The sequence below is a fragment of the Bradyrhizobium diazoefficiens USDA 110 genome (genome assembly GCF_000011365.1).
Taxonomy (GTDB): Bacteria; Pseudomonadota; Alphaproteobacteria; order Rhizobiales; family Xanthobacteraceae; genus Bradyrhizobium; species Bradyrhizobium diazoefficiens.
Window position 1 is genome coordinate 7,986,398 of the sequence record NC_004463.1, and the last position, 20,421, is coordinate 8,006,818.

General features: G+C 66.7%; 16 protein-coding genes. 7 read left to right on the forward strand and 9 right to left on the reverse strand.

Going from position 1 to position 20,421, the window contains the following annotated elements; translation table 11 throughout:
* Window positions 1-106 precede the first annotated feature (106 nt).
* Both putA and BJA_RS36825 read left to right on the forward strand, forming a co-directional pair.
* Window positions 107-3,106, forward strand: a complete 3,000-nt coding sequence (gene putA, locus BJA_RS36820; RefSeq protein WP_011089996.1) for a bifunctional proline dehydrogenase/L-glutamate gamma-semialdehyde dehydrogenase PutA — start codon at window positions 107-109, stop codon at window positions 3,104-3,106.
* Window positions 3,107-3,218: 112 nt separating this feature from the next.
* The gene (locus BJA_RS36825; protein ID WP_038965460.1) at window positions 3,219-4,424 is read left to right on the forward strand and encodes a CaiB/BaiF CoA transferase family protein; all 1,206 of its coding nucleotides are present in this window, start codon (window positions 3,219-3,221) and stop codon (window positions 4,422-4,424) included.
* A 6-nt stretch (window positions 4,425-4,430) separates the two neighbouring features.
* Here BJA_RS36825 and BJA_RS36830 read toward each other — a convergent pair whose 3' ends face one another.
* The 5 genes from BJA_RS36830 to BJA_RS36850 form a co-directional block, all read right to left on the reverse strand.
* Window positions 4,431-5,966 (reverse strand): hypothetical protein, encoded by a 1,536-nt coding sequence (locus BJA_RS36830; protein WP_011089998.1) that lies wholly within the window; start codon window positions 5,964-5,966, stop codon window positions 4,431-4,433.
* 93 nt (window positions 5,967-6,059) lie between these two features.
* Window positions 6,060-7,049, reverse strand: a complete 990-nt coding sequence (locus BJA_RS36835; RefSeq protein ID WP_038965459.1) for a hypothetical protein — start codon at window positions 7,047-7,049, stop codon at window positions 6,060-6,062.
* 411 nt (window positions 7,050-7,460) lie between these two features.
* The gene (locus tag BJA_RS36840; protein WP_011090000.1) at window positions 7,461-7,958 is read right to left on the reverse strand and encodes a TPM domain-containing protein; all 498 of its coding nucleotides are present in this window, start codon (window positions 7,956-7,958) and stop codon (window positions 7,461-7,463) included.
* Window positions 7,959-7,963: 5 nt separating this feature from the next.
* Complete coding sequence (locus tag BJA_RS36845; RefSeq protein WP_038965458.1) at window positions 7,964-8,854, reverse strand: TPM domain-containing protein; 891 nt, start codon at window positions 8,852-8,854, stop codon at window positions 7,964-7,966.
* Window positions 8,855-8,986: 132 nt separating this feature from the next.
* The gene (locus BJA_RS36850) at window positions 8,987-9,595 is read right to left on the reverse strand and encodes a LemA family protein (RefSeq protein ID WP_011090002.1); all 609 of its coding nucleotides are present in this window, start codon (window positions 9,593-9,595) and stop codon (window positions 8,987-8,989) included.
* Between the two features lie 285 nt (window positions 9,596-9,880).
* Here BJA_RS36850 and BJA_RS36855 point away from each other — a divergent pair, with 285 nt between their 5' ends.
* From BJA_RS36855 to BJA_RS36865, 3 genes are read left to right on the forward strand one after another with little or no spacing between them, the layout of a single operon-like run.
* Window positions 9,881-10,735 carry an enoyl-CoA hydratase gene (locus tag BJA_RS36855; RefSeq protein ID WP_028172927.1) on the forward strand — a complete coding sequence of 285 codons (855 nt, stop codon included), beginning with the start codon at window positions 9,881-9,883 and terminating at the stop codon, window positions 10,733-10,735.
* Window positions 10,736-10,740: 5 nt separating this feature from the next.
* The gene (locus BJA_RS36860; RefSeq protein ID WP_011090004.1) at window positions 10,741-11,889 is read left to right on the forward strand and encodes an acyl-CoA dehydrogenase family protein; all 1,149 of its coding nucleotides are present in this window, start codon (window positions 10,741-10,743) and stop codon (window positions 11,887-11,889) included.
* A gap of 17 nt (window positions 11,890-11,906) precedes the next feature.
* Window positions 11,907-13,103, forward strand: coding sequence for an acyl-CoA dehydrogenase family protein (locus tag BJA_RS36865; RefSeq protein WP_011090005.1), 1,197 nt, complete (start codon window positions 11,907-11,909; stop codon window positions 13,101-13,103).
* A gap of 173 nt (window positions 13,104-13,276) precedes the next feature.
* Here BJA_RS36865 and BJA_RS36870 read toward each other — a convergent pair whose 3' ends face one another.
* From BJA_RS36870 to BJA_RS36880, 3 genes are all read right to left on the reverse strand, one after another.
* Window positions 13,277-15,601 carry a xanthine dehydrogenase family protein molybdopterin-binding subunit gene (locus BJA_RS36870; protein ID WP_038965457.1) on the reverse strand — a complete coding sequence of 775 codons (2,325 nt, stop codon included), beginning with the start codon at window positions 15,599-15,601 and terminating at the stop codon, window positions 13,277-13,279.
* Window positions 15,602-15,850: 249 nt separating this feature from the next.
* A complete protein-coding gene (locus BJA_RS36875) occupies window positions 15,851-16,726 on the reverse strand; it encodes a dihydrodipicolinate synthase family protein (protein ID WP_011090007.1) in 876 nt (291 codons plus the stop codon).
* A 56-nt stretch (window positions 16,727-16,782) separates the two neighbouring features.
* Window positions 16,783-17,748 carry a VOC family protein gene (locus tag BJA_RS36880; protein ID WP_011090008.1) on the reverse strand — a complete coding sequence of 322 codons (966 nt, stop codon included), beginning with the start codon at window positions 17,746-17,748 and terminating at the stop codon, window positions 16,783-16,785.
* A gap of 183 nt (window positions 17,749-17,931) precedes the next feature.
* Here BJA_RS36880 and BJA_RS36885 point away from each other — a divergent pair, with 183 nt between their 5' ends.
* The gene (locus BJA_RS36885; protein ID WP_011090009.1) at window positions 17,932-18,798 is read left to right on the forward strand and encodes a S1C family serine protease; all 867 of its coding nucleotides are present in this window, start codon (window positions 17,932-17,934) and stop codon (window positions 18,796-18,798) included.
* A complete protein-coding gene (locus tag BJA_RS36890) occupies window positions 18,795-19,166 on the forward strand; it encodes a response regulator transcription factor (protein ID WP_011090010.1) in 372 nt (123 codons plus the stop codon). Before BJA_RS36885 ends, BJA_RS36890 begins: the two co-directional genes overlap by 4 nt.
* Window positions 19,167-19,176: 10 nt before the next feature.
* Here BJA_RS36890 and BJA_RS36895 read toward each other — a convergent pair whose 3' ends face one another.
* Window positions 19,177-20,418, reverse strand: a complete 1,242-nt coding sequence (locus BJA_RS36895; RefSeq protein ID WP_038965456.1) for an amidohydrolase family protein — start codon at window positions 20,416-20,418, stop codon at window positions 19,177-19,179.
* Window positions 20,419-20,421 lie beyond the last annotated feature (3 nt).

Sequence of the window (20,421 nt, forward strand, 5' to 3'; positions counted from 1 at the left end):
TGGCTATAGTGGCACCTATCTTCATTTTCTAAGGCAAATCGGCTAACTTGTCTATCGAACTCTGGTAACGCGGGCCTTATCCTGGATTTGAGCCACAGGACACGCCATGCCGAACATCCCGCCTCCCTTCACCGCCCCCTACGCGCCCGATGATGCCGAGATCGCCGCGCGCCTGTTGCCGGCGTCACATCTCAGCCCGCCGCAGGAGGCGCGGATCCACCGCACCGCGACACGGCTGATCGAGGCGATCCGCAAGCGCGACGACCGGCTTGGCGGGGTCGAGGACATGCTGCGGGAGTTCGCGCTCTCGACCAAGGAAGGCCTCGCACTGATGGTGCTGGCGGAGGCGCTGCTGCGCGTGCCGGACGCGCGCACCGCCGACCAGTTCATCGAGGACAAGCTCGGCGAGGGCGACTTCATCCATCACGAGACCAAGTCCACCGCCTTCCTGGTCAACGCCTCGGCCTGGGCGCTCGGCCTGTCGGCGCGGGTGATCCAGCCCGGCGAGACGCCCGACGGCACCATCGGCCGGCTGGTGAAGCGGCTCGGCGCGCCGGCGGTGCGCACCGCCACGCGCCAGGCGATGCGGCTGATGGGCAATCATTTCGTGCTGGGTGAGACCATCGAGCAGGCGCTGGAGCGGGGTAAGCCGCGCTCTGGCCAGAAGACGCGCTACTCCTTCGACATGCTCGGCGAAGGCGCGCGCACCGCGGCGGACGCCAGGCGCTATTTCGACGCCTATGCCAGCGCGATCGAGACGATCGGCAAGGCGGCCGGCAACCATGCCCTGCCCGACCGGCCCGGCATCTCCGTCAAGCTCTCGGCGCTGCATCCGCGCTTCGAGGCGATCAGCCGCGCGCGCGTGATGGTCGAGCTGGTGCCGCAGCTGCTCGATCTGGCGCAGCGCGCCAAGGCCCATGATCTCAACTTCACCGTCGACGCCGAAGAGGCGGACCGGCTGGAGCTGTCGCTCGACGTGATCGCGGCAACGCTGGCCGATCCCTCGCTCAAGGGCTGGGACGGTTTTGGGCTCGCGATCCAGGCCTATCAGAAGCGCGCCAGCGCAGTGATCGACTATGTCGACGCGCTCGCCCGCGCCCATGACCGCAAGCTGATGGTGCGGCTGGTCAAGGGCGCCTATTGGGACACCGAGATCAAGCGCGCGCAGGAGCGCGGGCTCGACGGCTATCCCGTGTTCACGCGCAAGGCGATGACGGATCTGAACTACGTCGCCTGCGCCTCGAAGCTGCTGGCCCTGCGGCCACGCATCTTCCCGCAATTCGCCACCCACAACGCGCTGACGGTCGCGACCGTGCTGGAGATGGCCGAGGGCAGCAGCGGCTTCGAATTCCAGCGCCTGCACGGCATGGGCGAGGCGCTCTACGAGCAGCTCGCCAAGGATCACGCAGACATCGCCTACCGCACCTACGCCCCGGTCGGCAGCCATCGCGACCTGCTCGCCTATCTGGTGCGGCGACTGCTGGAGAACGGTGCCAACTCCTCCTTCGTGGCGCAGGCGGCCGATTACCGCGTCCCGGTCCCGGCGCTGTTGCAGCGTCCGGCGGATGCGATCGTCCGGCCGCAGGCGGCGGCCCATCCCAGGATTCCGCTCCCCTGCGATCTGTTCGCGCCGGAGCGGCGCAATTCGCGCGGCGTCGAATTCGGCGCGCGCACCGCGCTCGACCAACTGCTGACCGACGTCAAGGCCGAGACAGGCGACCTCAAGCCGATCGCCGATGCAACGCCGGACCAGGCCCACGCAGCGGTGGCCGCAGCGCGCGCGGGTTTCGCCGGCTGGAGCCGGACGCCCGCGGGCATACGCGCGGCGGCGCTGGAGCAGGCCGCGCACCTGTTGGAGAGCCGTAGCGCCCATTTCATCGCGCTATTGCAGCGCGAGGGCGGCAAGACGCTCGACGATGCGCTCTCGGAGCTGCGCGAGGCCGCCGACTTCTGCCGCTACTATGCCGCGCAGGGCCGCAAGCTGTTCGGCAGCGAGACGGCGATGCCAGGCCCGACCGGCGAGAGCAACGCGCTCACCATGCGCGGCCGCGGCGTCTTCGTGGCGATCTCGCCGTGGAATTTCCCGCTGGCGATCTTCCTCGGCCAGGTCACGGCGGCGCTGATGGCCGGCAACAGCGTTGTTGCAAAACCCGCCGAGCAGACGCCGCGCATCGCGCGCGAGGCCGTAGCCCTGCTGCACGAGGCCGGCATCCCCAAGAGCGCGCTGTATCTCGTCACCGGCGACGGCCGCATCGGCGCGGCGCTGACCGCGCATCCCGACATCGCCGGCGTCGTCTTCACCGGCTCGACCGAGGTCGCCCGCAGCATCAACCGGGCGCTCGCGGCCAAGGATGGGCCGATCGTGCCCCTGATCGCGGAGACCGGCGGCATCAACGCCATGATCGCCGATGCCACCGCGCTGCCGGAGCAGGTCGCCGACGACGTTGTCACCTCCGCGTTCCGTTCCGCCGGCCAGCGCTGCTCGGCACTGCGGCTGCTGTTCGTGCAGGAGGACGTCGCCGACCGCATGATCGAGATGGTCGCGGGTGCCGCGCGGGAACTGAAGATCGGCGACCCCAGCGATGTCGCAACCCATGTCGGGCCGGTGATCGACGTTGAGGCCAAGCAGCGCCTCGATGCGCATATCGCGCGGATGAAGACGGAGGCGCGGCTGCACTTTGCCGGTCCCGCGCCGGAGGGCTGCTTCGTCGCGCCGCACATCTTCGAGCTCACGGAGGCCGGCCAGCTCACCGAGGAAGTGTTCGGCCCAATCCTGCATGTCGTGCGCTATCGGCCCGAGAACCTCGAACGCGTGTTGCGGGCGATCGAGCGCACCGGCTACGGGCTCACGCTCGGCGTCCACTCCCGCATCGACGACAGCATCGAGGCGATCATCGACCGCGTCCAGGTCGGCAACATCTACGTCAACCGCAACATGATCGGCGCCGTGGTCGGCGTGCAGCCGTTCGGCGGCAACGGCCTGTCCGGAACCGGCCCGAAGGCCGGCGGCCCGCACTACCTCGCGCGCTTTGCCACCGAGCAGACCGTAACCATCAACACGGCTGCGGCCGGCGGCAATGCTGCGTTGCTGGCTGGGGAGGAGTGAGTCCCGGAAGGAGCGTTGCATCCCGCCGGAACATCGGTCTAATGCTGCCATGATCTGGCCCGCGCCAATTCCAGCGCGCGGGAAACAACAAGAGCGAGGGAGCAACGCCGCGATGGACAAGGGCATTTTTGCGGGGCTGAAGGTTCTGGACTGCGCGAGCTTCATCGCAGCGCCCGCGGCCGCGACCGTGCTGTCGGATTTCGGTGCCGACGTCATCAAGATCGAGCCGCCCGGCGCCGGCGACCCCTACCGCAATCTGCCCAACCTGCCGGGCTACCCGACCGGCGAGCACAATTTCGCCTGGCTGCTGGAGGCCCGCAACAAGAAGAGCCTCGCGCTCGATCTCTCCAAGCCGGAGGCGCAGGCGGTGCTCTACAAGCTGGTCGAAGAGACCGACGTCTTCATCACCAACATGCCGCCGCCGGTGCGCACCAAGCTCGGCATCACCTATGACCACCTCGCCCATCTCAACGATCGGCTGATCTACGCCTCCTTCACCGGCTATGGCGAGAAGGGCGAGGAAGCCAACAAGCCCGGCTTCGACAGCAACGCCTATTGGGCGCGTTCCGGCCTGATGGACCTCGTCCGCGCCGATACCGATACGACGCCGGCCCGCTCCGTCGCCGGCATGGGCGACCACCCCTGCGCCATGGCGTTGTACGGCGCGATCGTCACCGCGCTCTATCAGCGCGAGAAGACCGGCAAGGGCTCGCATGTCGCTTCCAACCTGATGGCGAACGGGGTGTGGGCGGCGAGCGTGCTGGCGCAGGCAAAACTCTGCGGCGCCAAGTTCGGTGAACGGCGCCCGCGCGAGCGCGCGCTGAATGCGGTCGCCAACCACTATCAATGCAAGGACGGCCGCTGGCTGATCCTGTCGCTGCTGAGCGAGGAGAAGCAGTTTCCGACGCTGGCCAAGTGCCTTGGCCGCGAAGACCTGATCACCGATCCACGTTTTGCCACCAAGCCCGACCGCCACGCCCGCTCGGTCGAGCTGATCAAGATTTTCGACGAGACTTTCGCCACCAAGGACCTTGCCGAATGGCGCAAGATCCTCGACGGCAACGGCCTCGTGTTCGGCATCGTCGGCATTCTGGACGACATCCCGAACGACAAGCAGATGCTCGACAACGAGGTGCTGGTGCCGTTCGAGAACGACACCATGCTCACCATCTCCAGCCCGATCTGGGTCGACGGCACCAAGAAGGTGCAGCCGCGCAAGCCGCCCGGCGTCGGCGAGCACAGTGACGAGATTTTGCGCGGAGCGGGATACGACGAGGCAGCGATCAAGCAGCTGCGGTCAAACGGGGCGGTGGGCTAGGACGCGCTAATGTGTCTTGATGAAGCACATGCCGATGCGGCGCGAGGCCGCGGCAGCCTGACAGGTCAAACCTTTGGCACAGCTCCATGACGTAAAACTCTTGTCCGGCGTTCCCGATCCCGCATCTTGCAAGGAACAATGCGCTCCCCAGCCGTCCTGATATTCGGTGCCGGCCAATTCCTGGCTGCCGCGGGTCTGCGGCCGGCTGGCGAATCCGCGTGAGAAATCAGGCCGCTGTCCGGCCGCGAACGCGGTCAGGATGTCGCGGCGGCGAAGCTGGTCGCCAAGGAAATGCGGCGAGGCCGGCACGATGGTGGCATTGGACGGCTTGTCCGCCAGCCAATCCACGCCCGGAAAATGGAAGCCGCCGATGCCGCGGGTCTGGTGACAGCCGGCGCAAGTGACGTCGTTGAGACGGCGCTGGAAGCCCGCGACCGAGCGGATGTTCTGCACGTCAGCGCGCGCGGTCGCCTGCTTCAACGCGCTAACCACATCACTGTCCGTGAAGACGGGATTGTCCTTGCCTTCGCCTTGCATCATGCCGAACTCCGGCTGCAACGCGGAGGCATCGAGGCCGGCCGGTGTCGGCACCACCGCGGCCTTGGCCAAAAATTTCTCGGGGATCAGCACCGTGCCGCGATCGAACTCGCGCAGATGGTCGGGCGCGAGCAGCCACTCTTTGAAGTCGCGTCGGAGATCATTGTCCGCAAAAATCCGGTCGCGATCGATCTGGTTCTCCAGCGTCGATTCCTCGAACGTCTTCGTCGCGGCGTCGTACTTGAACACCTTGAGCAAATAGTCCGAGCGGAAGTCGTGCAGCGCCGATTTCGGCGCGATCGAGACCTGGATGTTGGTCTCGATGCGATCGAGCATGGCATCGTAAGGATAGAAGCCGCCGCCGATCAGCCCCTGCCAGTCGCCATTGTCGAGCCAGCGCCGCGCGACCTCGGCGCAGGTGACCGGCTTGCCGTTCGAGGCGATCTGGCGGGCCTCACGCGCCTTCAGCACCAGGTTGAACGTCATCGGCAGGCGCGTCGCCGTCTTGCTCCCGTCCGGTCCGGCGTCGAAACGGGTGAGCCGATAGATCAGGCGGATCTCGCCGCAGGAATCCTCCGCGACATAGGCGCGGTCCATGCGGTTGACGATGCCGGCCAGCACGAAACGCGTGTTGGGGGATTTCAGCGCGGCCCGATCGAACAGCTGCACGTCAAAGCCTTCGCCGACGCCGATGGTCTCGCTCGGCCATGCCGCCTTGTGTCCCGCGATGTAGCGATCGAACTCCGCGTCGATTGTCGGCGGAATTGGCGCAAGCTGCGGCATCGAGGAGAACAGCAGATCGTTCGTGAGCGGAAAGTTCGCGTTGCGCTCCGGCCATAACAGGCGCGAGATCGTGAGCGCATCGTTCTGGTCGAGCCTGCGCAGGACATCGGGATCGGTGATCGCCGTGCCGCGCGTGAGCTGTGCATTCTCCGCTGCCGATAGCGACATGGCGCCACCAAGAAGCACGACGACAGCAAGGAGAATTCGCAACACGCGGCTCATGCCTTCAGTAACACCGCGCAAGGACCCCTATTCAAGAAAAAAGGCGCTTCACATGGTGGTGAAGCGCCTCTTCGAAAGTCGAATTCCGACAGCTTAGCGCGCGACGATCAGGCCCTTGCTGGTAACAACCACCCAGCGGCCGTCCTGGCGGCGGATCGCATCGACGCGGCCAACGCCGGGAATGGGATCGCCGGCATAAACCTCGTAAAGGCCGCCCCGGCCCTCGATCAGCGCGCCGCCATTGGCGACGTCGCGCAGGACCCAGCCCTCGATCGTCGGGAGCCGGCCGACCTCGGTCTTGGGCGCGGCGGGCACCGGAGCCGGTGCGGCGGCAGCGGTCGCAACCTGGGTCGGCGCGATCGAGCCGGTGGTCTCCCTGGCGGGTGTGGCGGCAGCCTGCGCGGGGGCTGCGGGCGGCGTGGCACGGAGCTTGTCCACGGTCTCGGACAGTTTTGCGATCCTGGCCATCGGCTCGGCCTGCGCCTTCTCGAGCTTGTCGAGACGGTCGTTGGCCCGGTTGAACTGGTTGAGACCGGTCTTGGAGGTGTGCTCGACATTCGCCTTGAGCGCGACGAGGTCGGCATCGATCCGCGCGACGGAGGCATCGAACGCGCTGGTGTCGGCGACCTGCGCTGGCGCCGGAACCGGAGCTGCAAAGTGCATCATGCCGGCGGTCGCGAGCACGCCGCTGATCGCGCCGACGCTGGCGGCAATCGCCACCACCGCGGCCATCGCCGACAGGCGACGCTTGCCGCCGGCCTCGCGCGGCTCGTCCGCCTTCACGTGGGGGGCGAAATCCTCGCGGTCCCAGGCGCGATCCGAGGGGGGCATGACGATGAGCTTGCCGGGCTTCGGCTCGGGCTTGGATTCAGCCTGCGGCGTGGCGCTGAACTTCGGCACCTCGATCCTCGAGGCTTCGATCCTGGGCGGCTCGACCTTGACTGGATCGGCTTTGGGCGGCGTCTCATGGTCGGGGGCAATCGAAGGGGCCTCGATCCCGGCAGCCTCGACGGCCTGCGGCGCGGTCGCGGCGGCTTCGACGCTCGTCTGTTCGCCGGTCTCTTGGGCAGCCTGCTCAGCCATTGGTTCGCTCACGGCTCAAATACTCCACTCTGGATTGACCTTTTGGTAACTTTCATTGCTTGCGAAATCCTTACCTTCGGACCCGCTTACCGAAATTTTAGGAAGTCATCAGGGGCCGAATTTGGCCGGGAAAGTGGATCCGGTGTGGCGGGCGTGAAACAATTTGTAACCGGGGGAAGATGAACGGCAGGGCAACGGTCGGGCCGCCGCCCTTCGAGGACAGCTGAAGAGGCGGCCGCCTCCAGCGGCAACCGCTTCGCGGTTGCGCGGGGGTGACGGTGAGAGAGTTGGGCGCGCAATCTCGACCTCGTCATTGCGAGCGTAGCGAAGCAATCCAGACTGCCACCGCGGAAAGACTCTGGATTGCTTCGCTACGCTCGCAATGACGGAGTGCGGATTACTGGCCGGCGCTCACATCGTCACAGGTGCATCCGGCAGCTCGTTGCGATGCGAGCCTTGCGGAGGAAAATGCTTTGCCAGCTCGCGCGACACGGCTGCGATGCCTTCGATCACGCCGCGCTCGAACTGGCCGGACCTGAACTCCGCCTCCATGGCGCGGCAGATGGTCTCCCAGCCCGCCGCGCCAACTTTCGCGTCGATGCCGCGGTCGGCGATGATCTCGACGTCGCGATCGGCGAGCAGGAGATAGATGAGGACGCCGTTGTTGTGCGCGGTGTCCCAGATGCGCAAATGCGAGAACACGTCGAGCGCGCGCTCGCGCGCCGGCTGGTTGCGGAACAGGGGGCCGCCGTCGAGCGCGCCTTCGACGACGAAGCGGACCTGGCCGGAATGGGTGGTCTCACCCTGCTTGATCGCCTGCTCGATGCGGGTGAGCACCTTTGGCGGAAAAATCCGCTTTGCCCGCCAATGATGCTGCACCAGATGTCTGGCAATGCGCTTGATGCTCATGACCGCTACCAGCTCCCCGAGGCGCCGCCGCCGCCAAAACTGCCACCACCGCCGCTGAAGCTGCCGCTGTCGCTGCTGCCCGACGATCCGCTGCTCCAGCCGCCTCCCGACGATCCGCTCGACCACGAGCCCCGACGCGACGACCCCGTGCTCGGTCCCATCGCGGAAACCACATCGGCGATGAATCCGATGATGAAGCCGGCGACGCCGAGCACCATGGCAAGTGCGAAGGAACCGAGAATGAGCCAGGTCAATGCTGCGATGATGCCGCCGGTCACCAATGATCCGAGCAGCCGCCCCAGCATGGCCCGGAAGAACCCGCCGACCCCGATCGAGGCGAACACCGTCACGAAGAAGAGCGGCCCGATGTCGTCCAGATTGCCGAAATTCACGCTGGGCGAGGGAACCGGCAGCGGCTCGCCGTCGATGACGCGGATCATGCGATCGACGCCATCCGAGATGCCGCCGCTGAAATCGCCCGTTCTGAATTTCGGTGTGATGATCTCGTCGATGATCCGCCGCGAGGTGACGTCGGTGAGCGCGCCTTCGAGGCCGTAACCGACCTCGATGCGCAAATGCCGGTCGTTCTTAGCAACGACGAGGATCGCGCCATCGTCGACCTTCTTGCGGCCGATCTTCCAGGCCTCCGCAACCCGGATCGAGAACTGCTCGATCGTTTCCGGCTGCGTGGACGGCACGATCAGGACGGCGACCTGGCTGCCTTTGCGCGTCTCGAAGTTGCGCAGTTTTTGCGTGAGCGCAGCAATGTCGCCGCTGGAGAGCGTGCCGGTCTGGTCGACCACGCGGCCGGTCAGCTGCGGCACCGCGACGTCGGCGAAGGCGGGAAACGCGAAGGTGAGGAGGAGTGCGAATACGAACCACACACTCAGTGTCATCGCCCGGCTTGACCGAGCGATCCAGTATTCCAGAGACGGCAGCGAGATACGGAAAGGCCGCGGCGTACTGGATTCCCCGCTTCCGCGGGGAATGACAGTGGTGGGCGTGGCGCGCATGAGAGGCGAACGCACTTACTTCGATGGCGCGGGCGCAGGATTGAAATCGACCTTCGGCGCGGTCGAGATCTCCTTCTCGTTCTCGACCGAGAAGTTCGGCTTCTCCTTGTAGCCGAACGTCATCGCGGTGAGGTTGGTCGGGAACGAGCGGATGGTGACGTTGTACTCCTGCACCGCCTTGATGTAGCGGTTGCGCGCCACCGTGATGCGGTTCTCGGTGCCCTCGAGCTGGGACATCAGGTCCTTGAACAGCGCGTCCGACTTGAGCTGCGGGTAGTTCTCGGTGACGACCAGGAGGCGCGACAGCGCGCTGGAGAGTTCGCCCTGGGCGGCCTGGAACTTCTGGAAGGCCGCGGGGTCGTTCAGCACCTCCGGCGTTGCCTGGATGCTGCCGACCTTGGCGCGGGCATTGGTGACGCCGAGCAGCACGTCCTTCTCCTGCTGGGCAAAGCCCTTCACCGAGTTGACGAGGTTGGGCACGAGATCGGCGCGGCGCTGATACTGGTTCACGACCTCGGACCAGTTGGCCTTGATCTGCTCGTCCTCGCTCTGGATCGCGTTGTAGCCACAATTGGTGAGGCTGAGCGAGGCCAGCGCCGCCAGCACGGTCAGGATCTTGCGCATCAAAATTTCTCCCGGTGGAATCCGGCGCAAACTATCAGAAGGGCCCTGGCGAGTGTCGAGATTTCTTCTCGTCATTCCCGGGCGATGCGACGGGACCGCGCAAGCGCGGCCCGGAGCATCGAAGAATCTCGAGATTCCGGGTTCGCTTCGCGCCCCGGAATGACTGCAACAAGCATATGCGCGCCCCATCGCCAGCCGATTGACGCAAGCCCCTTGCCTATCACCGGCCAACATAGTCAACTCAACGAAACAATAAGACCAAACGGAAACGCCAGGGGGAACGCGATGTCCTCGTTCGAGACCATCCTCGTGGAGCGGCCGGAGCCGGCGATTGCCCGGGTCGTCATGAACCGGCCCGATGCGCGCAACGCGCAGAACCTGCAAATGACCTACGACCTCAACGCTGCCTTCGATGCCGCGGTGCAGGACGACACGGTCAAGGTGATCATCCTTGCCGGCAACGGGCCGCATTTCTCCTCGGGCCACGATTTGCGCCCGGGCGGCAAGAATGAAGCGGGCGTCGATTTTCCGCCGATCGGAAATTGGGGCGGCTTCGCCGAAGCCAACGCGCACGGCCGCTTCGCGCGCGAGCAGGAAATATATCTCCAGATCACGCGCCGTTGGCGCAATCTGGCAAAGCCTGTTATCGCCGAGGTGCACGGCAAGTGCATCGCCGGCGGCTTGATGCTGGCCTGGGCCTGCGACCTCATCGTCGCCAGCGACGATGCGCAGTTCTGCGATCCCGTGGTCGCCATGGGCGTCTGCGGCGTCGAATGGTTCGTGCATCCTTGGGAGCTCGGGCCGCGCAAGGCCAAGGAATTCCTGTTCACGGCCGACAGCTGGAGCGCGCAGGAGGCGCATCAGCTCGGCATGGTCAATCAGGTCGTGCCACGCGCGGAGTTGTCATCGCGCGTGCTGGAGCTGGCGCGCCGGATCGCATCAAAGCCGTCCTTCGCGCTGAAGCTGACCAAGGAGGCGGTCAATCGTTCGGTCGATGTGATGGGCCAGCCGGCTGCAATTGACCAGGCCTTTGCCCTGCATCAGCTCTGTCACGCCCATAACCTTCAGGAGTTCGGCATGATCGTCGATCCATCGGGCCTGCATCCCTCCGTGCGCAAACCGCCGGCGGCCGCGGAGTAGACGCGATGGACCTCAATCTGAGCGACGAGCAACGGCTGCTGCGCGAAAGCGCGGAACGCTTCGTGGCCGAGAGCTACGATGCCGATCATCGCCGCAAGATGGCGAACGATCCGCTCGGCTTCAGCCCGGCGGTATGGACGCAGTTTGCCGAGCTCGGCTGGTTGGCGTTGCCGATCCCGGAGCAGTTTGATGGGCTCGGCGGTGGTGCGGTCGAGATCGGCATCTTGATGGAAGCCTTCGGCCGCGGGCTGGTGTCGGAGCCTTATGTCGCAACCGTCGTGCTCGGAGCCGCGCTGATCGACAGATGCGGCAGCACGGCGCAGAAGCAGGCGAGCCTGCCGAAGATCGCGGACGGGTCGTTGAAGCTGGCGCTTGCGCATTCCGAACGCGCAGCGCGGTTCGATCTCGCCAAAGTTGCGACCGCAGCCAACAAGACCGCGCAGGGCTGGCGTCTTGCCGGCAGCAAGATCGCCGTGCTCGACGGCCATGCCGCCGACGAGATCATCGTCTCCGCGCATATTCACGATCATCGGGGGCCATCGGGGCGGATCGGCCTGTTCCTGGTGCCGGCAACGGCGCCGGGCCTCTCAATCTCCGACTATCCGCGGCTTGGCGGCGGGCGCGCCTGCAATATCGAGCTGCCCGACGTGCATCTTCCTGAGGACGCCCTGCTCGGCGACGGCAAGGATGCGCTGCCCGCAATCGAATGGGCCGTCGATCGCGCCATGGCCGCGCTCGGCGCGGAGGCCGTCGGCATCATGCAGATGCTGCTGGAGACGACGCTGGAATACACCAAGATCCGGAAGCAGTTCGGCCGGCCGCTGTCCGCCAACCAGGTGATCCGCCACCGCCTTGCCGACATGGCGATGCAGGTGGACGAGGCGCGCTCGATGGCGCTGCGCGCCGCGCTGAAGGCAGACAGCACGCCGATCGAGCGCGCGCGGGCCGCGTCGGGCGCGAAGGCGAAGATCGGCAAATGCGCGCGCTTCGTCGGCGAGCAGTCGATCCAGCTTCACGGCGGCATGGGCGTCACCGAGGAGCTCGAGGTCGGCGCCTATTTCAAGCGGCTCGTCGCCTTCGACACGCTGTTCGGCGGCAGCGCGCACCACTATGCCCGCCACGCCCGGCTTGGCCGCACCGGCGTATCGGCCTGAACCGAAAGGAGCGCATCATGGACCTGTCGTTCAATGCCGAGGAGCGCGCCTTCCAGGACGAGGTGCGCGGCTTCATCGCCAAAAATCTCACCGAGGAGATGAAGCGCGCGACCGCGCTGACGCCCTCGGTATTCTCCGATCCTGATATCGGCATGGCCTGGCAGCGCGCGCTGCACAGGCAGGGCTGGGGCGCGCCGGGCTGGCCGGTCGAATATGGCGGTCCGGACTGGACGCCGGCACAGCGCTGGATTTTCGAGACCGAATCCGCGCGCGCCGGCGTGCCCAATGTGAATGTCATGGGCGTAAAGATGGTCGGGCCCGTCATCATCGGCTTCGGCAGCCCTGAGCAGAAGAACTTCTATTTGCCGCGGATTCTCTCCGGCGAGGATTATTGGTGCCAGGGCTACTCCGAGCCGGGCTCCGGCTCCGACCTGTCTTCGCTGAAGACGCGCGCGGTGCGCGACGGCGACCACTACATCATCAACGGCACCAAGATCTGGACCACGCATGCCCACCACGCCAACCGCATGTTCGCGCTGGTGCGCACCAGCGACGGGCCGCGGCAGCAGGACGGCATCAGCTTCATCCTGATCGACATGAAGACGCCGGGCATCACGACGCGCCCGATCCTCACCATCGGCGGCGACCACGAGGTCAACCAGGTGTTCTTTGACGACGTGCGTGTGCCCATGGCCAATCGGGTCGGCGAGGAAGGCAAGGGCTGGACCTACGGCAAGTACCTGCTCGAATTCGAGCGCGGCTCGGGCATCGCCTCCGCCAAGCTGCGCGAAGGGCTGAAGGCGATCGCGGACCTTGCCGAGTCGGACCTGACCGGCCGCGCGATCGACAGTCCTGACATCGCGACGCGCATTTCGGAGGTCGAGGTCGACATCGACGCGCTGGAGATGACCGAGCTGCGCGTGCTCTCGGCGCTCCAGACCGGACAGAATCCCGGCGCGGTGTCGTCGATCCTGAAGCTGCGCAACAGCGAGATCCGCCAGGCCGTGACACGGCTGGGCGCCGACGTGATTGGCCATGACGCCCTCGCCGTCGAGCCGATGCGCCCGCTCTACAAGCTCAACCACGAACCGGCGATACCCGAGGACATGCTGACGGTGGTGCCGGAATATCTCAACGGCCGGGCTTACACGATCTTCGGCGGCACGTCCGAGATCCAGCGCGACATCATCGCGAAGATGATGCTGGGGATTTGAGGCAAAGCTCGCGCAACGCATTCGGTGTCGTCCCGGCGAAGGCCGGGACCCATACGCCGTGACGAAGTTGGCGTGCGAAGCCGGTAACCACCGATCTTCGCCAAACCAGGCTCGGTGGTTATGGGTCCCGGCCTTCGCCGGGACGACAGCTAAGATTGCCGCAACAGCGCGGGCTATGCCCCCGCCTTCGCGTCCCTGATCGCCTGCCAGATCTTCTGCGGCGTCAGGGGCGTGTTGAGCTGGGTGATACCGAGCTCGGCGAGCGCATCCATCACGCCGTTGGTGACGCAGGGCGGGCCGCCGATGGCGCCGGATTCGCCGCAGCCCTTGGCGCCGAGCGGGTTGGTGCGGCAGGGCGCGGAATCATCCAGTGTCACCTCGATCGGCGGCACGTCGCCGGCGCGCGGGATGCAGTAGTCCTGATAGCTCGCGGTCAGGAGCTGGCCGTCGGCATCGTAGGAGACGCCCTCATAGAGCGCCTGGCCGATGCCTTGCGCGACGCCGCCATGGATCTGGCCCGTCACCAGCATCGGGTTCACGGCGACACCGACGTCGTCGACGGTGGTGTAGCGCACGACGCGGGAGACGCCGGTTTCGGGGTCGATCTCGACCTCGCAGATATGCGTGCCGTTCGGCCAGCTCGGACCATCGACCTCGCCTTCCGAATCGACGCTGAGTTTTGCGCCGCTCTCCTTCTCGGCAAGGTCGAACAGGCTGATGCGGCGGTCGGTGCCGACCACGGTGAGCATGCCGCCCTGATATTCGATGTCCTCGACCGAGGTCTCCAGCACGTTCGCCGCCTTCTCGCGCGCCTTCTGGATCAGGTCATTCGACGAGACGGCCACGGCCGTTCCGCCGACGAACAGCGAGCGCGAGCCGACGCTGCCAAAGCCCATCGCCAGATCGGTGTCGCCCTGGACGACATCGATCTTGTCCATGGCAATGCCGAGCGTGTCGGCGATCATCTGGGTGTAGGTGGTCTGAAGCCCCTGCCCCATCGCCATGGTGCCGGAATGCAGGACGACGCGGCCCTGCGAGGTCGCGTGCAGGCTGACCTTCTCGGTATGGGCGCGGCCGCCGGTCCATTCGATGTACGACGTGAGCCCGCGGCCGTAGAGCAGGCCCTTCTTCTTCGCCGCCTTCTTGCGCGCGGCAAAGCCGTCCCAGTCGGCGAGCTTCACGGCACGGTCGAGCATGTGGGCGAAGGCACCGGAATCGTAAACCTGGCCCGCAGCATTGGTGTAGGGCAGCTGCGCCGGCTTGATGTAGTTGGCCTTGCGGATCGCGCGCGGATCCATGCCGATTTTTCGCGCGGCGGCGTCGAACAGGCGCTCGACGATGAAGACGGCCTCGGGCCGGCCCGCACCGCGATAGGCACCGACCGGCGCGGTGTGGGTCATCACCGACTTCACCTCGAAATGCACCAGCGGAAGATCGTAGACGCCGGTCTGCACGAACGGCCCGAGCACCAGGGGAATGATGTTGGCGGCCCCCGAAGAATAGGCGCCGGTGCAGCCGATCGACTTGACCCGATAGGCCAACACCTTGCCCTTCTCGTCCAGCGCGAAGGACGCGGTCGAGGTGAGGTCGCGGCCGTGGGTGCCGCCGACGAACTCGTCGGTGCGGTCGCCGCGCCAGCGGATCTTCTTGCTCAGCTTGGTCGCGGCGTAGGCGACGATGCCGTCCTCGGGATAGAGGTTGGTCTTCTGGCCAAAGCCGCCGCCGATGTCGCCGACCAGCACGCGGACGCTGTCCTTGGGGCGCTTGAGCACGGCTCCCGCCAGCACGTCGCGGGTCGAGGCCGGCGTCTGCGACTGCACGTGCAGGAGGAGACGTCCGGTCTTCTTGTCGATCTCGGCGATGGTCGAGCGCGGCTCCATCGCGGAGGGCACGAGGCGCTGGCTGATGATGTCGAGCTCGACCGTGTGCGCGGCCTTGGCAAAGGCCTCGTCCACCTTGGCGGCATCGCCGTAAGCCATCGCGCCGACGATGTTGTCGGGCGCCTCCGGCCACACCACAGGCGCGCCGGGCTTCACCGCCTCGACCGGGTCGACCACCGCGGGCTGCACGTCGTATTCGACCACGATCGCTTCGGCCGCGCTCTGCGCCTCCGCGCGGGAGGCGGCGACCACCGCCGCCACCGCCTCGCCGGTGTAACGCACGACCTCATGGGCGAGCAGCCGGCGCGGCGGCACCGTCATCGGCTTGCCGTCGGGGCGCTTGAAGATGCTCAGCGTCGGGATGCTGCCGATATCGTCCCTGACGAGATCCGCACCGGTGTAGACCGCGGTGACGCCGGGCATTCCGGCCGCGGCGCTGGTGTCGATCGAGACGATCTTCGCGTGCGCATGCGGCGAGCGCAGCACGTGCAACCACAGCGCGCCGTCCTGCGGCTTGTCGTCGATGAATTGCCCCTTCCCGGTCAGCAGCCGCTGGTCTTCCAAACGCTTGACGGGCTGGCCCGCTCCGAAACGCAAATTGCCGGGAAGAATGTTCATTCCGTGGGGTCCTCGAGGTCTTTTCGAAACTGCGGGCAGCCTTTTAGCGGATCGACCGGGGGCATACCAGCCGCGGTTTTGGGCGGGATATCCACGATTTCGGCATGCGGTCCCGCAAATCTGCGATTCCGTAGGGTGGGCAAAGGCGCACTTGCGCCGTGCCCACGGTCGCTCAACCAACGCGATCAAGATGATGGGCACGCTTCGCTTTGCCCACCCTACGCACTGCGCATCGCCCCGGAATGACGGCTACGCCAGCTCCCGGAGCGCTGTCTCCACCACCTTGCGCGCATCGGCCGTCAGCGCGGCCTGCGGCGGGATGGGATCGCCGACGTCGTAGCCCTGGATCGAAAGGCCGGCCTTGATGCAGGCGGCGAGGTTGAAGCGGGCGAAGGCTTCGTTGATCCGCCACAGCCTGCGCTGGAGCGCCATGGCCTCGTCCCAGCGGCCCGCCCGGCAGAGGTCGTAGAGCGCGACGCTCTGGCGCGGGATGATGCAGGCAGGTCCCGCCATCCAGCCGAGCCCGCCGATCAGCATCACCGCGGCCGGAATGTGGGCGGAGGCCGAGAACACGCGCAGGCGATCGCCGCAGCGGTTCATGATCGAGAGCAGCCGGCCGGTGTTGGTCGAGGCGTCCTTGATGTAGCCAATGCGCGGATGCTCGGCGAGGCGCGCGATGATTTCGAGGGTGAGGTCGGAGCGCTGGAATTGCGGATTGGTGTAGATGACGACGGGAATGTCCACGGCGTCCGCGATGGCGCGGAAATAGGATTCGACCTGGGTATCGGCGAGCGGGAAATACGCCTCCAGGATCGCCAAAATGCCGTCGGCGCCGAGCTTCTGATACGTCCGTGCCTGCGTCACCGCATCCGCGGTCGAGGTGGAGGCGACGCCGGCCACCACGGGCACGCGGCCCTTCGCGGCTTCGATCGTGGTCTGCACGACCGCCGTGCGCTGGGCGGCATTGAGATAGGCGAACTCGCCGGTCGAGCCGAGCGGCGTCAGACCATGCACGCCGGCACCGATCAGGTCGTCGCAGAGCTTTGCGAGCACGCTCGTCCGCACCGTGCCGTCGGCATCGACGGGGGAGACGAGGTAGGGGAAGACGCCGTGGAATTCGGACATGTCGGGGGCTCCGGAAGCTGGCACCCGACGGGTATTACCAATGCCCGCCCCGGCGATCAAACCTTGAGCAAGCGCACCCGCGTGCCCCAGGGATCGACCGCCTCCAAACCGTCGGCAAGCGCCGTGACCTTCACACCGCTCTTGCGCAGGCGCTCTTCCTGAGCGGCGAGCAGCTCCTGCTTCGCCATCACCAGCGAAAACCAGGCGAGACCGGTTGTGGAATCGTCGCGCAGGCCCGCGCCCTGGCTCTGCCAGACGTTCATGCCGAGGTGATGGTGATAGCGGCCCGACGACAGGAACGCCGCGCCGTTGCGCTTGCGGGTCGGGTCGAGGCCGACGGTGCCGTGGTAGAAGTTCTCGGCCTGCGCGAGATCGCCGACGCGCAGATGCATGTGGCCGACGCGCATTCCGTCCGGCGCCTTGGCATAGTCGGGAACGCGCGTATTGGTCAGCGACAGCAGGTCGGGGATGTTGAGCTCGTCGGTCGCCATCTTCACGCTGCCCTCGCTCCACTGCCATTGCGAGGGCTCGCGGTCGGCATAGACCTCGATGCCGTTACCTTCGGGGTCGTCGAGATAGACGGATTCGCTGACGAGATGGTCGGCAAAGCCCGACAGCGGCACGCGATGCGAGGCGGCGTGCACCAGCCAGCGCGCGAGATCCTTGCGGGTCGGCATCAGGAAGGCGGTGTGGTAGAGGCCTGCGGCATTGCGCGGCTCGATCGCCGCATCCGGACGCGCCTCGAGCACGAGCAGCGTGATGCCGGCCGTACCGAGCTTCGCAGCGCTGGCGGAGCGCTCCATGACGGTCAGCCCGATCACGTCGCGGTAGTAGTCGGCAACCGTGTCGAGATTCTTGACCCGGAGCGTCACCATGCCGACCCGCATCGGCGTGCGGCTGGCATAGGTCGGCCCGCCGCCTTGCGCAGTCCCCTCGGCGCGTGCGGCAGCCGCGGCCGCCATCGCGAGCGAGGTGGCTCCGGCAAGTTGGAGCAGGGTGCGGCGGGTGAGATCGATGGTCATCGGTCGGGGCTCGCTGGAAACGTCTAAGGCCGTACGGCGCAATGTCGACCGATTGCTACACGTTCCCGTGAACGGCTCCCAATCACATGTTCGTCGGCCGGCGCCGGCTCCGTCCTGGCCACCCGACCAGTTTCGCTACCGCCCGCGACATCCCAGATTGGGGACAACTTACAGGAGACCGCCATGACCGCCCCAACTCCACTGTCCTCACTGTCGTCCGCGCTCGCGGATGTCGTGGCGCGCACCGCGCCCTCCGTCGTCTCCGTGCACTCGCATCGCTCCCGCGCAACCGGCTTCGTCTGGAAGCCCGGCCTGATCGTCACCGCCGACGAGGCGTTGGCCGACGAGGGCGAGGTCGAGATCGGCCTCCCCGACGGCAGCCGGGTGGTCGCCACGATCGCCGGCCGCGACCACACCACCGACATCGCGCTGCTGCGCACCGAGGCCGGCGTCGCGCCGGTCAAGCTCGCCGCGACGGTCCCGCCCCTCGGCGCGTTGTCGGTTGTCGTGGCCACCAACCGTGATACGCCGAGCGCCGCGCTCGGGATGGTATCGGCGTCCGGCAAGAGCTGGCGCTCCCTACGCGGCGGCGACATCGATGCCCGGATCGAGCTCGACGTTCGCCTGCGTCCGGGCCAGGAAGGCGGCCTTGCGCTCGATGCGACCGGTGAAGCCTTCGGCATGGCCGTGCTCGGACCAAGGCGCGTGCTGGTGATCCCGACGGCGACGATCGAGCGCATCGCGCCGCAACTCGAAGCCCGCGGCCGCATCGCGCGCGGATATCTCGGGCTCGGGCTCCAGCCGGTGCGGCTCGAGGACGGCATCGGCGCCATGGTGATGAATGTCGACAAGGCCGGACCTTCTGCGGCGGCCGGCATCCGCCAGGGCGATGTGATCGTGGCGGTCAACGACCAGAAACTGTCCGGCGTGCGCGCGCTGTCGAGAACACTGGGACCTGCGAGCGTCGGCGCTGTGGTCGATGTCGCGGTGCGCCGCGGCGGCGAGCCGATCAGCTTCAAGGTCACGGTCGGCGAGAGGCCGGAGGCGTGAGCGAGGACAAGCTACCGGAGATCGTGCTGTCCCTGGAGATCGACGATCCCGCCCTCGCCGATCGCCTGGCGGCGCTGCTCGGCAATGTCGCCGGGCTGCGCCTTGCCGCGCCCGGCGAGCAGGCCGCCGCGACGATCGTCGCCCGCGATCCGCGCAGCATGCCCGAGGACATCGCACTGACGCAGCGCGAGCTCGACGTGCTGGCGCTGATGGCCGAGGGCGCCTCCAACAAGATGATCGCGCGTCAGCTCGGCATCTCCGTGCACACCGTGAAATTCCATGTCGGCTCGCTGCTCGACAAGCTGGATGCCACCGGCCGCACCGATGCGGTGGCGCATGCCGCGCGCCGCGGCGTGATCGAGCTCTGAGCGGCGCGGTTCAATCGCCGATCGCGGTCTGCGCCAGCTCGCGCATGCGGTCGGTATCGACGACGCGGCCATGGCTGATCACGATGCTGGGCGGGCTGTGGAAGCGCAGCGCCTCGGTGACGTCGGCCTGTTCGAGCACGACCAGGTTGGCTGCGCAGCCGAGCCCGAGGCCATAGCGCTCGAGGTTGATCGCCGTCGCGGCGCGCGTGGTGATCATGTCGTAGAGCGTCTCGAACTCGCTCTTCTTCGTCATCCACAACAGATGCGAGGCGAGGAACGCCACCTCCAGCATGTTGTTGCGGCCGAACGGATAATAGGCGTCGGAAATGTCGTCCTGGCCGAGGCAGACATTGATGCCGGCACCGAGCAATTCCTTCACCCGCGCGTGCAGCGGGCCGTTGTGCGGATTGCTGACGACGCTGACACGGGCCTTTCCGAGCAGCACCTTCAGCTCGCGGAGATAGTTCTCGGGATAGAGCGCCATCGCCCGGCAATGATGGGCGAGCGCCCGGCCCTCGACGCCGCGCGCGATCACCGCGCGCGCCATCATGTCGAGCGTGCGCATGTTGGCGTCGCCGACGTCGTCCAGCAGCATCGAGGTTTCGGCGCCGTGCTCGGCCGCGAGGTCGAAGCAGAACGCGACATGGCGGCGCATGTCCTCTTCGTCGGCTTCGATCCAGGGAATCCCGCCGACGACGTCGGCCCCGAGCGCCATCGCCTTGCGCATCAGGCCCTCTGCGCCGGGCTCGCGAAACAGGCCGTCCTGCGGGAATGCCACGACCTGAATGTCGACGATGCCGCGAAACTCCTCGCGGATCGCGAGCAGCGCCTTGACGCCCTCCAGCCGGGCCTTGGTGTCGACGTCGGCGAAGGCGCGGATGTGGAGGTTGCCGTGGAGCGCGGCGAGCGCCACCGCGCGCCGTGCGTTCGGGACGATCCAGGACGCGTCGTAGTTGCTCTTCACCGCTGCGGCGAGATCGACCGCCTTCGCCGCCTCGCTCATGCCGCCGCCCTGATAGGCCTCTAGCGCCGCCTCCGACATCATCGGCAGGGTCCAGACCTTGCAGAGGTGCAGGTGCGGATTGACAAAGGCCGGCGTCACCAGGCCGCCCTTGGCATCGACGAAGGCCTGTGCGCCGGGATCGAGCCGGTTGCCGATCGCGGTGATCACGCCATCGGTGATTGCAATGTCGACGATCTCGCGGCTGCGCGTGCGGGCATTGGTGATGACGAGGTCTGGCAGGCGGGGCATTGC